We start from the raw sequence: 13,828 nt of genomic DNA, 5'->3' as shown, positions 1-13,828 counted from the left end.
TAAGAAAACCGCAGCAGGGCTCGCTGAAAAATCCGCGGCTTTAGCTTCATTAACTTAGCGCATGAGCATATGAAAAGACTGTTCTTTGCACTGCAATTTTCCCCAGCGCAGCAACAAGCTATCTTAAGGTATCAGCAGCAGCTGATAGCGCAGTATCCTGATGCGCGTATTGTGACTGCGGATAACTTTCATTTAACGCTGTTTTTTCTTGGTCAAGTAGACGGTGAGCAAGAGCAATTTTTATTGTCTGCGGCGAAGACGATTGCGCCAATTGATATAACGCTCACTTTCGATAAATTGGGCTATTTCGCCAAACCTAAAATTGCTTATTTAGCGCCCAGTGTCATTCCTGAACCTTTATTGCAGTTACAACAGCAGATCACGCAGTTGTGTCAACAACAAGGCTTTGAGGCGCAGCACCCCGAATTTAAGCCGCATATCACCCTACTTCGAAAAGTGGATCACGAGGGGCCCTTGCCGGCTTGTTTGCCGTTAGAGCTTAGGATAGGCCGATTTGCCTTGTTTCATTCAACACAAATTGCCGGACAACTGCGTTATGTGCCACTGAATGAATAGCGTGATGTCAGATTAAAGCTTGTTCAGTTTAAGTTGTCCGACCACACTCAGACACCGGTCATACCAGTCTCAGAGTGTGGTCCAACCTGTCTCGGAGTGCGGTCAGAGGTCAGAGCTCTTACCGGTGTCTGAGTGTGGTCGGAGGAGATAGCTCAGTGCATTCGGGCGCTAAGGTGATTAGCGATAAGTGATGTCTTTGTACATGGGCGCAAGTAGGGCCAGTAACTGATTTTGCGCACTGATGCTAATCTGCTGCTGTTGCATCACATCAATCAAGTTTTCGACTAACGCATCGTAATGCGCCAAGGTAATGTTAAAGCCGGTATGGCTTTCTTGCATGGTGCCACCGGTATATTCACAGGGGCCGCCGCTGATATTACACAGCTGCTCGGCTAATAATCGGCGAAAACGTGCAATATCGGTATCGGCAAAGTGATGCACGATACGTTGATCTTGTTCAATTTTTTGCAATAAACCATCGGTAATGGCGGCAATACCCGGCTCACCACCGAGTTGTTGATACAAGCTAGGTTGGGAGTGTTGGCTACAAGCCGTCAACAGTAACGCGAAAACTAAAGGGGTGATGGTGCGCATTACCAGGCTCCTTCTACTGAAATATAATAACCTTGTTGCTGATCAAAACCGGCAATACTGCCAAGGTCGACATAGCCACCGACCACCGACACATGCTTATTGATAAACCACGCGGCAAACAGATCGCGCCAATGTTGCTCGGTAGCAAAGTCTAATTGATCAGGCTTTTGTTTAAATTCAATGCCCAGCGCCACATTATAATTCAGCAAAACAGCCGCTGAACCTTCAAAGACAAACTGGTAATCGTTATCGCTAGCACTGCCAAAGCCGAGTAGACCGGTTTGGTTGGCTTTAGTGGCACGCACTGTGCCGTTTAGCAACAAATTGCGCCCGGCAACGTGGTCAAACAACACTTTACTGGCAGAAAAATAAACATCGACACCACTATCATCACGAGCGCCAACCGCTTGCGGTAAGCCAAAATCACGGTGTTTTTTATACTGTAAGCCAACGCTAATTTGCGGCCAAGCCGTATACAGCAGTTCTCCGGCGATATGGTATTTAACACCAAAGACATCTTGGCGTAATTCACCGCCAATGCTATCTAGTTTGAAGGTTTGCCGGGCAACCGACCATTCCCATTTATTGTCATAACTGACGCTGGCACCAAACACATTTAGCGTGAAATCATCAACACCGACGCGGCTCGTAAAAGCGGTGGCGCTCCACTCATCACTGCTGCCATAACCGTTAATCACTGCCCACGGCACTATACCGCCGCCCGCACTGCCTTCAATGCTACTTGCACCGCCTGTCGCCACGATTTTGCTGCCGGCAACACTGCTCGCGCTGGCAAGTAGGCAACAAAGGGCTAATGTAAAACGCGTGATCATAGTGTATCTCCAGACTCCACCCAAAGTGGCAACTGCTTAAGCTATTACCTCAGGCGTTTTTTTAGCATAAATAAACTTAACTACCAAAGCCGCGCTTTGGTGCACTGGGCTTTTCATTGTCTTCGATGGCCAAGGAAAAGGTCAGATGGCCCGTTTCATCTGGCGTAACCACTTGCTCAGCTAAAGCCTCAACTTGCCATGGATGCCAGATTTTTAAGCGAAGTTCACCCGCAGGTACCTCTGGGAACTGTACTTTACCTTCCTTATCGGTAACGAGTAACAGCGGGCTTTCACCAATGTAGATATAGGCCAGCATATAATCATGAATATTGCAGCCAAGAACGACGATACCGGGCTCGTCAAATTGAACAGGCGCTTCAGGCTTACCGGAATACAGTTGGATCTCAAAGGTTTTAGCACTGGAAAAAGAGTAAACATGATGTCGGGTTTTGTCGCGATTGGGAAATTCGATCAGATTACCTTGTTGAATCGCGGTAACAAATGGCACAAATACAAGATCTTCCTGTGCGACATGCGCTATTTTCGCTACTGTGGTCGTTTTAAAATCAGGGCTGATAATTTCAATCACCGCATCGGCCAGCGGTTGGTTAGTCTGATCTAACACGGTAATGCTGACACCTTGCCCTTGAGTAGCAAAGCTAGCAAAGACTAGCGTCACAATGCCTAGTAGTGCGGAATGAAATTTCATGTTGGACACTTTTTTAGTGGGATCTGATTTTCACTTTAAACTACGGCTGGTTTAAATTCAATTTTCTCCCTAAATCATTAGGTTATCACCGCCTTTTTTAAAAGAGTTCATCGGTTATTAATATAACAGGGCTATACTTTAGCAATATTGAGGAATTTTCCGCGATTAACGCGAGCAAGGAAGGGGTATGTCAGGGGCTTCGTCTTTATTTACTCGGCTGTTTGGGCAGCTCAGCTGGGCTGCACCGGCTTGGTTAGCCAAGCTACAACAACAAGCGAAAGCGAAGCCGAAGCGTTTTGGTGCAGCTTTGCTTATTGTATTGTTGGCGCTAATGAGCCTAGTGTTGTTCACTCGCTATTATTGGCAACTGCCCAAAGCACCGCAGGTGTTAGCGCAAGTGATCGCGCCAAGCCAAGGTGAGATAGTACAACAGGTAGAACAACCCACGCCGTTATTATTGCGCTTTTACCAGGAAGACCCCGCCAGCGAAAACGCGCAACTTGCCGATGTTAACCCCGCCCGGATCAGTTTACCGATAGCTACTGCAAACTTAAGCGCAGCAAAGCTGGCTTTAATAGGTGAAAGCCTGGCGGTAGGGGATACGCTCACACCCGCCATTCAGGGGCAGTGGCAATGGCTGGATGATAACCAATTACAGTTTTTACCCGAGCAAGCATGGCCAGCGGGTCAGCGTTATCAGATCACACTGCCTAAAACCTGGTTTGCCGACAAGCTAGCTCTTGCTACCCGCAAATGGTCATTCGACAGTCCGGCCCTTAATGTTGCCATAGAACAACTGCAGTTTTATCAAGATCCCGAGCAGGTTTCGGTGCGACGCATTTTAGCTACGCTGGCTTTTACTCATGCGGTTGAGCAACAAAGTTTGCAAAAAGCGTTGAGTTTAAACTTGCCGCAAAGCGCAGAAAAAGTGGGTAGTAAAGCGCAGTCTGTTGCTTATACCTTGCAAAGTGCTGAGCAAGGACGGGTTTGGTATCTGCAAAGCGAACCGATTAGTTTGCCTAAGCAAGCACAATTTTTAACTTTCGAGCTCGCCGCTGGCGTTAAAGCGCAGCATGGTCAAGGCCGCACGCAAGAGGCGCAACAGCAGCAAGTGTTGATCCCCGATCAAGCTACGGTGTTGCAGATCAGTGATGCGCAATTGCAATTAGTGCGTAATGCCCAAGCGGAGCCTGAGCAAGTATTGCAATTAAGCCTGACTGATCGGGTGCGTTTTACTGATCTGACGGCACATTTACAGTTATATCTGTTACCGCCACATCCAGCGAAACGCACTTGGACGGCCGCAGAGTTAACGCCGGCCACCTTAGCGCAAGCTAGGTTATTGCATTATCAGCTAGAGCCGGGGGCTTTTGCCCATCAACAAGATTTTGCCATTAAATTGGATTTACCGGCGCAGCGGCAATTGGCGGTGATAGTTAAGGCGGGATTACCCGGTTTAGATAATTATCAATTAAGCCATACCTATCAACGCGTACTGACGCTACCGGATTATCCGAAAGAAGCACGGATCAGTGGTGAGGGTGCCGTATTAATGTTATCTGGTGAGCAAAAGTTGCAACTGGTCAGCCGCGGCTTACCACAGCTAAAAGTGCGATTGGCTAAGGTATTACCGCAACATCTTAATCATCTTATTAGCCAAAGTGGCGGCGATATCAGCAACCCCTTTTTTTACAATCGCAGTTTCGGTGCGGAAAACCTTGCGGCTATCACCGAGCAGATCTTTGAAATCAATAATCAGACACCACAAAAAAATCAGTTTTTAAGTTTAGATCTGAAACCTCATCTGCAGCGTGAAGGCATGGGGGTGTATTTTGTAGAGCTTTATCAACACGATCCTAAGTATCCAGATTGGTTAGGCGAGGCATTAGATAAGCGGCTGGTGCTGGTTACCGATTTAGGCTTGATGGTAAAACACCAACAAGACAGTAGCCAAAAAGTCTTTGTGATGTCTTTAGCCAGCGGCGAGCCAGTGAGTGGTGCCAAGGTGCAATTGCTTGGGCGTAATGGCTTGGCGGTATACAGCGGCATCACCGATAAGCAAGGCCATGTGGAACTGGGTGTGACTAATGGCTTAAAAGAGGCGGAGCAGGCCACCGTGTATTTGGTCCAGCACACTGAAAATGGTCGCACCGACAGTACGTTTATTCCGTTCAATCGTTACAGTCGACAACTCGATTATTCGCGCTTTGCGATTGATGGCGAATATCAGTCGGGTAATGCGGCCCAGCTTAAAGCCTTTATGTTCAGCGATCGTGGCATTTACCGGCCGGGTGAAACGGTGCAATTAGCCAGTATTATTCGCCGCAGTGATTTAGCACCGGTAACAGCCAAAAACCTCAGCTTACAATTGCAAGTTAACGGGCCTCGAGGCAATGCGCTGCATCAGCAAAAATTCACTTTATCAGCGCGTGGTTTGCAAAGCTTTCAGTTAGACACTGCTAAGTTTAGCGATACCGGTGAATATGATGCTTTAATTATGTTAGTGGATGCACAAGGCCGGCATCAACAAACACTCGGTGATGTCAGTTTTCAACTAGAAGAGTTTTTACCTGACACCCTAAAAATAAGTAGTGAGTTTAATCAACAGGCAAAAGGTTGGTTATTGCCTGAGCAATTAAGTTTAGCCCTGCAACTCGATAACTTGTTTGGCAGTGCCGCGCAGCAGCGGCGTGTGGCTGCCCGTTATGTCTTGATGCCCAGCGCATTTCAATTTGATGCTTATCCAGATTATCAGTTTGGGATCCCAAATGAGCAGAGCTTAGTTGCGCAGCGCGAGAAATTAACCGAGCAGCAAACCGATAGCGCTGGTCAGGTGACCTTTAGCTTACCGCTGCAGCGTTTTCAACAGGGCCATTGGCAATTGCAAGTGTACGTTGAAGGGTTTGACAGCGCCGGTGGGCGGGCAGTGCAGCACAGTAATGGCGCGCTTATCGCGACTAGCCCAGTATTAATTGGCATGAAAGCCGATGGAGCGCTGAATTTTTTAAAGCAACAGCAAGCTCGGCAATTACATTTTTTAGCCATTAATCAACAGTTGACTACGGTAGCACAAGACAACTTAACGCTAAAGTTAGTGCAAAAAACACCGTTATCCAGTTTGGTGAAACAACCTGATGGTACCTTGCAATACCAAACGGTGTTGCAGCAAAAAGTCATAGCAGAGCAAGACTTCAGTATTGCCGAGCAAGGGCAAACTTATCAGTTGAATACCGAACAACCTGGCGATTATCAGCTGCAGCTGTTTAATAAGGCTGGTGAAGTGGTCAGTCAAACCGATTACACTGTGGTCGGTAATGCTAATTTGACCGCGCAGCTCGAGCAAAATGCCGAGTTACAACTGAAACTCAGCAAAAGCGATTATCAGCCGGGCGAGTGGTTAGAGTTTAGTGTAACGGCACCTTATACCGGTAGTGGTTTAATCACCATTGAAACAAACAAGGTCGTCGCCTTTCGCTGGTTTCAAGCAGACAGCAGCCACAGTATGCAGCGCATTCAAATACCGGCAGACTTGCAAGGTAATGCTTATTTAAATGTTAGTTTTGTGCGCGCAGCCGGTGCGCCTGAGTTGCTGTTAAGCCCGCTAAGTTATGCGGTGCAGCCCTTTAATATTGCTCGCGCTGCCAGAACCTTGCAGCTTAACTTAACGGCACCGGCGTTGATCCAGCCCGGGCGAGAATTTAGCTTTAGCTTAAGCAGCGATCAGCCCGCCGATGTGCTGCTGTACGGTGTCGATGCCGGTATCTTGCAGGTAGCCGCTTACGACTTACCCGATCCACTGGCGTTTTTCTTACAAAAACGAGCCTTACAAGTGCGCAGTATGCAGATGCTTGATCTTATTTTACCGGAATTTAGCGCCTTACAACGTTTAACGGCAGGCCCTGGTGGTGATACTGAAAGGATAATGGTTTCGGGGGCTCGATTGAAAAGTGACACCAATCCGTTCGCGCGTCGGGTGGAACAACCTGGCGTCTTTTGGTTAGGTGTGGTGAAAACCGATGCGAATGGCAGTGTGCATCAGGCGCGATTACCCGATACCTTTAATGGTACGGTGCAATTAATGGCCGTGGGGGTCTCTGAGCAGGCGTTAGGGGCGACTCGCCAAGACGTGTTGGTTCGGGGGCCCTTTGTTCTGCAGCCCGATGTATTAACGGCTGTGGCACCGGCAGATGAATTTGAGATCAGTTTATCGATCAGTAATATGCTCGACGGCTCAGGTAAAGCGTTACCGTTAGAGGTTAAGACAACAGTGAGTCAAGGCTTAACCTTGCTCAGTGAGCCAACGCAAAGTATTACTGTGGATGAAGGCGCTACACAGGTTCTGCGGCTGACATTAAAGGCAAACGAGCATCCTGGCGAAGCCTCAATTCGGTTTAGTGTGGCTACGGTTGATGGCCTGCAGAGCAGTCAACGAGAGTTGAGTTTAAGTATTCGCCCAGCACAGCCTTATTTGCGGCAGTTGCAGTTTGGTTACAGTAAAAGTGGGCAGCAACAACTGAATGCTACGGCCTTGTTGCCGGTATTGGCTGAGCGGCAGCTAACGGCGGGTAGCAGCCCGTTACTATTGGTCGACCGTTTAAGTCATTACTTGGATACTTATCCGCATGGTTGTACCGAGCAGATGGTTAGCCAAGTTTTTCCTTGATCCCCTTGGTTAAACAAGCGCATTTCCAAGCGCAGTGGCCACAATTAAATGAAAAGTTTGCCAAGTTGCTGCAAGCCTTAGCCGAACGACAACAAGCCGATGGTGGCTTTGCTTTTTGGCCAGGCCATACCCAAAGCGCAGATTTCCCCTCGTTGTATGTGATCCAGTTTTTACTGGAAGCCGAGCAGCAAGGTTTTGCCGTGCCACATTATATGTTGGAGCGGGCGCTGAATTATTTACGCAGCGTGAGCCAAGGCGCTGGCGCTAATCTTTATCAAGCGAGATTGCGCGCCCTGGCAATTTACTTGTTAAGCGTAAAAGGCGAGCAAGTCAGTAATGCGTTAACACACTTGCATGAGCGCTTAACACGGCAGCATGAACAACGTTGGCAATCGGATATTTTGGCAGTGTACATGGCGGCCAGTTATCAGATTTTGCAGCAACCTAGTTTAGCGCAAAGTTTGCTGAAGCCTTATCAAGCAGGCAAAACCTCGTTACTTGAGCGCGACTATAAACCGGTTAATCGCTTAGCGCAGCCTTTTGCTAACCCTGAGTTTCAATCGCAGTTTAACTTAGATAGTCAGTATCTGTTGTTATTAGCGCGGCATTTCCCAGAGCAGGCAGCACAGCTTAGTAGCGAGCAACTGTTAACACAGCTCGAGCCGTTATTTGCGGGCGATTATCATACGCAAGCGGCGGCTTACAGCATTTTGGCGTTAGCAGCTTATGCCGATATCAAGCCAAACACCGTATCGGTATTACCCACCTTATCAGCTGACGGCGAAAAGTTAGCGCTGTTAGATAACTGGCCTTATGCGCGCGCCAGTTCGGATAAAGCCGTACAGCAATTTAGCTTAAATGCAGCTTACCCATTGTTTTATGCCTTATCAGAGCAAGGCTATGCGGCGCAATTACCGAGCAAACCCCGTGCAGACGGTGTTGAGCTGGTGCGTGATTACCTGAACAGTGAGGGCGAGAAAATCACCCGTGCGCGCCAAGGGCAGCTGTTAACCGTGCGTTTGCGGCTGCGTAGTTTAACGGGGGACACGATCAGTAATATGGTGATTACCGATTTATTACCGGCCGGCTTTGAGGTGGTGCGCAGCTCAGTACCCAGGCAAAGTGGCCTGTGGCAGGCCGATTATATGGACATTCGTGAAGATCGCGTGCTGTGGTACGGCGCTATTGCAACGCAAATGACCGAGCTGACTTATCAGGTGCGTGTCAGCACCGCCGGTCGTTTTACGGTGCCGGTGGCCTCGGCTGAAGCCATGTACGACAATCGTGTGCGCGCTTACACGCCAGCCGGTCAGCTTGAGGTGAGTGCCTATCAAGCTCAGCCAACTCAACCTTAGCCGTTTGCAGCTTATGACCGCTAATACGCTGGGGCACTGTCAGTGGTGAGGCTTAGGTTAAAACAGCTGTGGCGTCAGAAAATAGCACGCGGGTTGGTCTTAGTCGCGCTATTGGCGTTGTTTTGGTATGGCTTACCCTTGTTTACGGCCAAACCGCAGCTGTATGCCCAGTATGCACAAAGCCAAGCGGTTTTTGCTGCAGGCGGCCAATTGTTAGCACTGCGTCCGGCATCGGATGAACGTTACCGGTTACGACTGGCGCTCAGCGATATGGCCCCAGCCTTACAGCAAGCCACCTTGTTGTATGAAGATCGACGCTTTTACCAGCATTTGGGCTTGGATCTGCTAGCGTTAGCACGAGCGTTTTCGCAAGGGGTACTGAGGGGGGGCGGCGGCAGGGCGCTTCCACCATTACTATGCAATTAGCCCGTTTGCATTACGGAATTGACAGTCAAACTGTGCTGGGCAAATTACAGCAAATTGGCTTGGCTTTGTATTTAGAACGGCATTTCAGCAAAGATGCCATTTTAGAAGCCTATTTAAATTACGCCCCGTACGGCGGCAACATCGAAAGCGTTGCTGCCGCTAGCCTGATTTACTTTGGTAAGCCTGCCGCAGAGCTCAGCACGGCTGAAGCCTTAGCGCTGGCGGTGATCCCACAAAACCCGCTACAGCGTAATCCTGAGCGGCAAAACGGCGCGGCACAACTTGAAGCAGCGCGAGCCCGGTTACTGCAAATATGGCAACAGTATTATCCGCTCACAGCAAGTGAGCAGCAGTTATTGCAGATCCCACTTCGTTTTAAACGCCGCTCCGACTTGCCTTTCACCGCCCCCCATTTTGTACAAGCACTGGCTGTGCAACAACCCAGTGGCGCGTTGCACAGTAGTTTAGATTGGCATTTACAGCAGCAAGTGCAGCAACGGGTCGACAGCTATTTGCGCCAGCAACAGCGTTTAGGGCTGCGTAATGCCAGCGTGCTCGTGGTGCACCGCCCAACCATGCAGATCAAAGCCTATATCGGCTCTGCCGATTTCTATAATCGCGAGATAGCGGGGCAAGTCGATGGTACCGCGGCACTACGTTCACCTGGCTCAGCCTTAAAACCTTTTATTTATGCTTTAGCGTTACAGCAAGGGCATATACACCCGAAAAGCCTATTAAAAGATCTACCGCAGCGTTTTGGTCTGTTCAGCCCAGAGAATTTTGATCGCCGTTTTCAAGGCCCATTAACCGCCACGGCAGCTTTGGTGCAAAGTCGAAATGTGCCGGCGGTCACTTTACAAGCAAAGTTAGCACAACCTGATTTTTACCAATGGCTCGGGGCTAATGGGGTTCGCTTACCGCAAGACGCCAACTATTATGGTTTAGCCTTAGCTTTGGGCGGAATGGAGTTGTCGATGCAGCAAATGGTGCGTTTATATGCCATGCTCGGCAATCAAGGGCAGTATCGTGATTTGCAGTGGCTTACCAGTGATGCGACTAACAAGGTTGAAGTGACACAACACGCGAGCATAGAGACTAAACCGTGGGGGGGAACAGCCAATCATCCCCAAGATGTTGTTGAGATAACCGCCCATGAACTTAAGAGGTTAGCAGTAGCGGAGAATAACGCCGGCTTATTGCCCGAAGCCGCGTTTTTAACCTTACAGATGCTCAGTAGTCAACCCGCCTTACAAAATACGCGTTTAGCTGCGCTGACCGATAGCCCGCCCGTCGCTTGGAAAACGGGCACCTCTTATGCGTATCGCGATGCTTGGACTCTGGGGCTCTATGGTGATTACGTGGTGGCCGTTTGGCTTGGCAACTTTGATGGCAGCAGCAACCCGAATTTAGTGGGGCGCACGGTAGCGGCACCTTTGTTCTTTTCGTTATTACCGCTGCTCGGTGAGCAACAACACGCGAATCAGCAACTGTTTACGGTGTCGGAAAAGCTTAACTTACGCCAAGTTGCGCTGTGTCGGCAAAGTTTTCAATTACCCAATCGCTTTTGCCCTGCCACTGAGCTGGGTTGGGTGATCCCCGGCGTATCACCGGTTGCTTTGTCAGAGTTACATCGGCCAGTGCCGGTTTTTCGCGCTTCAGGCTTGCGTGCTTGTTACCATCAACCGCCTTTAACTGAGTTACAGGTATTTGAGTTTTGGCCCTCTGATATTGCGGCCTTGTATCAGCAAGCAGGTGTGCGTTTACAGCAACCGCCCGCTTTCGCCAGCCCATGTTCACAGTTAACCCAAAGCCAAGCACAACCACCGCAGATTGTGTCGCCCCAAGCGGGTTTAACCTATTATGCCCAAGCCGGCCGTCCATTAGCCTTACAGGTGCGCTTAGATGGCGCCGCCACACAAAGTTATTGGTTTGCTGGGAAGCGTTTTTTAGGGGCGGTTAGCGCGAATGAAACCTTATTTTGGTCAGCCAGTGCCGGAGAATATCAGTTACGGGTACAGGATGATTTAGGCGGCAGCAGTGAAATTACGTTAAACGTGCAATAATTTTGGGCAAAATGGCATGAAGCGCCTTTGAAAAAGCAGTAAACTGACCGCCTTTACCAAATTGCATGCTGCGTTTGCAGCAATGTGTACTTTCGCCAAGGGGTTACCGCAGCACTGGGCAGGTTAATGCTTTGGCTTTGTGGGTTTTCCGCTAATAAAAGGTTAGTTTCATGCGATTTTTAACTGTTGTTATGCTGCTGTTGTTAGTGTCTTGCGCTAAACCCGAACAAACCGAGTCAGTGGCAAAAGACGCCGCACAGACCAGCTTGTTAATTATTTCAATTGATGGTTTGCGTCACGATTATTTGCAACTGCATCAAGCTCCGACTCTCTCTAAGCTAGCAACAGCCGGCGTGCAGGTGAAACAGTTACAACCGGTCTTCCCAAGCAAAACCTTTCCTAATCATTATTCTTTGGTAACCGGTTTACACCCAGAAAAGCACGGTATTGTGGATAACTCTATCTATGATCCGGCAACGGGCCGTATGTTTGCCTTGAGTAAGTCAGAGGAAGTCGGGGATGGTTTCTGGTGGCAGGGTGAGCCTATTTGGATCACGGCTGAGCGCCAAGGTAAGATGGCGGCCACTTATTTTTATCCAGGTACTGAAGCTGAAATCAATGGCCTGCGCCCCAGCTACTGGTTCCCTTATGAGCATAATACGCCAAATCGTCAGCGTACCCAGCAAGTGCTTGATTGGTTAGCGTTACCTTATGCTGAGCGCCCTAAGGTGATTACGTTATATTTCAGCGATGTGGATTCAGCCGGACATGATTTTGGCCCCTTATCCGCACAAACGGCACAAGCCTTAGCCGATGTGGATGCTGAGATCGCCTATTTGATGCAAACCTTAACCGCTCGCGGTCAAGCTGATGAGTTGAATCTGATTATCAGCTCAGATCATGGCATGGCCGAAGTGGATCAGCGCAAGCATATTGTGGCGGATGAGTTATTCTCAGCCGATTTAGCGTTAAATGTGCGGCTTTCACGTGAATTGATCAGTATTTTCCCGAAAGAGGGCGCAGAAGACACGCTGTATCAGCAAATTGCTGAGCGTTATAACCCTGAGCAAATGCGCTTATATCGTAAAGCTGATTTCCCAGCGCGCTTTCATTATCAGCAGCATAGCCGTATCGCACCGATTTTTTTACTGGCTGAACAGCCATGGATTTTTGTGCGTCAAAGTGCTTTAGCTCGCTTAAAGGCCGATCCCACTTATTTAGATCCGCGTGGTAGCCATGGTTATGATAATAGCGAAGCAGATATGCAAACGACCTTGATTGCTATAGGCCCGGCCTTTAAAAAAGCCACCGCCGTTGAGAAGCTCAGTATGGTTGATATCTATAATGTGATGGCAGCGGTATTGCAAATTGAACCTGCCCCGAATGATGGTGATCCTGCAGCTATAGCTTTGATGCTGGCTGAGGAATAATATTGTGCAATGTGCCCATTTTATGGCAGGTCGATGCCAGTCCTGCCAATGGTTAGCGCAGCCTTATGCCACACAACTGGCTAACAAACAGCAACAGTTAGTGGATGTATTGGCTGCTTTTGCGCCGTTTCAGTTATTAGCGCCCATCGCCAGTAGCGAGCAGGGTTTTCGTTATAAAGCCAAAATGGTGGTGCTTGGCACGACAGATGCCCCAATGCTGGGGATTGTTAATCAGCAAAACGAAGCGGTCGATTTGGCTGATTGCCCGTTATATCCAGAGCACTTTGCTGACGTATTTGCCGCTATTAAAAATTTTATCGTTTTAGCTAAACTACAGCCATACCAGGTGCAGCAGCGCCGTGGTGAGCTGAAATTTATTTTACTGAGTCAAAGCCAGCATAGCGGCCGTTTTATGCTGCGTTTTGTGCTACGTTCAAAAAATCATTTAGCGGTCATTCAAAAGTATCTACCGCGCTTATTAGCGCAAGTACCCGCTATAGCCGTGGTTAGTATTAATTTGCAGCCACAACCTGCCGCGCTGTTAGAAGGGGCAGAAGAGATTGTGCTTACAGCAGAGCGCTTGCTGCGCGAGCAATTAAACCAGGTGCCGTTGTATTTATCACCCCAAAGCTTTTTTCAAACCAACCCCAGCTTAGCGGCAGCACTATATGATACCGCCGCAACTTGGGCGGTTGAGTTACAGCAACAAGGTGAGCCATTTGAACAGATCTGGGATTTGTTTTGTGGTGTCGGTGGTTTTGGACTGCACTTGGCAAGCCAATTAACGGCAATAACAGGGCAACAACCCACACTAACCGGCATTGAAATTGCCGCCGCTGCGATAGCCAGTGCCGAGCAAGCGGCCAACGAGTTGGGGCTCACTCAGGTGCGTTTTCAAGCGTTAGACTCTGCGGCCTTTGCCCATGCCGCCGCACAGGCGCCTGATTTATTAGTGGTTAACCCACCTAGGCGGGGCTTAGGCGACGCTTTATGTGCTGATATCACACGGTTACAACCGCGTTTTATGCTGTATTCCAGTTGCAACGTACACAGTTTAGCCGCTGATATAGCGCAGCTAAAAAGCTATCGCTTAGTCAAAGCCCAGCTGTTCGATCTGTTTGCTCATAGCAGCCATGCCGAGGTGCTGACCTTATTAGTTCGGCGCTGAACATTGCCAAA

At 49.0% G+C, this 13,828-nt stretch carries 8 protein-coding genes and 1 pseudogene; 6 read left to right on the top strand and 3 right to left on the bottom strand.

The window, feature by feature from the left end:
• Positions 1–69 precede the first annotated feature (69 nt).
• The gene (thpR, locus tag ACUJFK_RS11875; protein WP_445424978.1) at positions 70–576 is read left to right on the top strand and encodes an RNA 2',3'-cyclic phosphodiesterase; all 507 of its coding nucleotides are present in this window, start codon (positions 70–72) and stop codon (positions 574–576) included.
• Between the two features lie 177 nt (positions 577–753).
• Here thpR and ACUJFK_RS11870 read toward each other — a convergent pair whose 3' ends face one another.
• The 3 genes from ACUJFK_RS11870 to ACUJFK_RS11860 form a co-directional block, all read right to left on the bottom strand.
• Complete coding sequence (locus ACUJFK_RS11870; RefSeq protein WP_445424977.1) at positions 754–1,170, bottom strand: group I truncated hemoglobin; 417 nt, start codon at positions 1,168–1,170, stop codon at positions 754–756.
• Complete coding sequence (locus ACUJFK_RS11865; protein ID WP_445424976.1) at positions 1,170–2,003, bottom strand: DUF3034 family protein; 834 nt, start codon at positions 2,001–2,003, stop codon at positions 1,170–1,172. The genes ACUJFK_RS11870 and ACUJFK_RS11865 overlap by 1 nt, the downstream gene beginning before the upstream one ends.
• 76 nt (positions 2,004–2,079) lie before the next feature.
• A complete protein-coding gene (locus tag ACUJFK_RS11860; RefSeq protein ID WP_445424975.1) occupies positions 2,080–2,712 on the bottom strand; it encodes a methylamine utilization protein in 633 nt (210 codons plus the stop codon).
• 187 nt (positions 2,713–2,899) lie between these two features.
• Here ACUJFK_RS11860 and ACUJFK_RS11855 point away from each other — a divergent pair, with 187 nt between their 5' ends.
• The 5 genes and pseudogenes from ACUJFK_RS11855 (at position 2,900) to rlmC (ending at position 13,817) form a co-directional block, all read left to right on the top strand.
• A complete protein-coding gene (locus ACUJFK_RS11855; RefSeq protein ID WP_445424974.1) occupies positions 2,900–7,375 on the top strand; it encodes an alpha-2-macroglobulin in 4,476 nt (1,491 codons plus the stop codon).
• On the top strand, positions 7,372–8,730 hold the full coding sequence (locus ACUJFK_RS11850; protein WP_445424973.1) for an alpha-2-macroglobulin family protein: 1,359 nt from the start codon (positions 7,372–7,374) through the stop codon (positions 8,728–8,730). Before ACUJFK_RS11855 ends, ACUJFK_RS11850 begins: the two co-directional genes overlap by 4 nt.
• Positions 8,731–9,000: 270 nt before the next feature.
• Positions 9,001–11,219: pseudogene (gene pbpC / locus ACUJFK_RS11845) on the top strand (penicillin-binding protein 1C).
• Positions 11,220–11,389: 170 nt separating this feature from the next.
• Positions 11,390–12,649, top strand: a complete 1,260-nt coding sequence (locus ACUJFK_RS11840; protein WP_445424972.1) for an alkaline phosphatase family protein — start codon at positions 11,390–11,392, stop codon at positions 12,647–12,649.
• 4 nt (positions 12,650–12,653) lie between these two features.
• Positions 12,654–13,817, top strand: coding sequence for a 23S rRNA (uracil(747)-C(5))-methyltransferase RlmC (rlmC, locus tag ACUJFK_RS11835; RefSeq protein ID WP_445424971.1), 1,164 nt, complete (start codon positions 12,654–12,656; stop codon positions 13,815–13,817).
• Positions 13,818–13,828 lie beyond the last annotated feature (11 nt).

This window comes from Alishewanella sp. HL-SH06, from assembly GCF_052656265.1.
Note: the sequence above shows the minus strand (reverse complement) of the source record. Positions and strands in the feature narration are given on the sequence as shown.

Coding starts and splice junctions, on each gene's coding strand:
- ACUJFK_RS11865 (WP_445424976.1), bottom strand. CDS start 2,003: ATGATCACGCGTTTTACATTAGCCCTTTGTTGCCTACTTGCCAGCGCG.
- ACUJFK_RS11870 (WP_445424977.1), bottom strand. CDS start 1,170: ATGCGCACCATCACCCCTTTAGTTTTCGCGTTACTGTTGACGGCTTGT.
- ACUJFK_RS11855 (WP_445424974.1), top strand. CDS start 2,900: ATGTCAGGGGCTTCGTCTTTATTTACTCGGCTGTTTGGGCAGCTCAGC.
- ACUJFK_RS11860 (WP_445424975.1), bottom strand. CDS start 2,712: ATGAAATTTCATTCCGCACTACTAGGCATTGTGACGCTAGTCTTTGCT.
- thpR (WP_445424978.1), top strand. CDS start 70: ATGAAAAGACTGTTCTTTGCACTGCAATTTTCCCCAGCGCAGCAACAA.
- ACUJFK_RS11840 (WP_445424972.1), top strand. CDS start 11,390: ATGCGATTTTTAACTGTTGTTATGCTGCTGTTGTTAGTGTCTTGCGCT.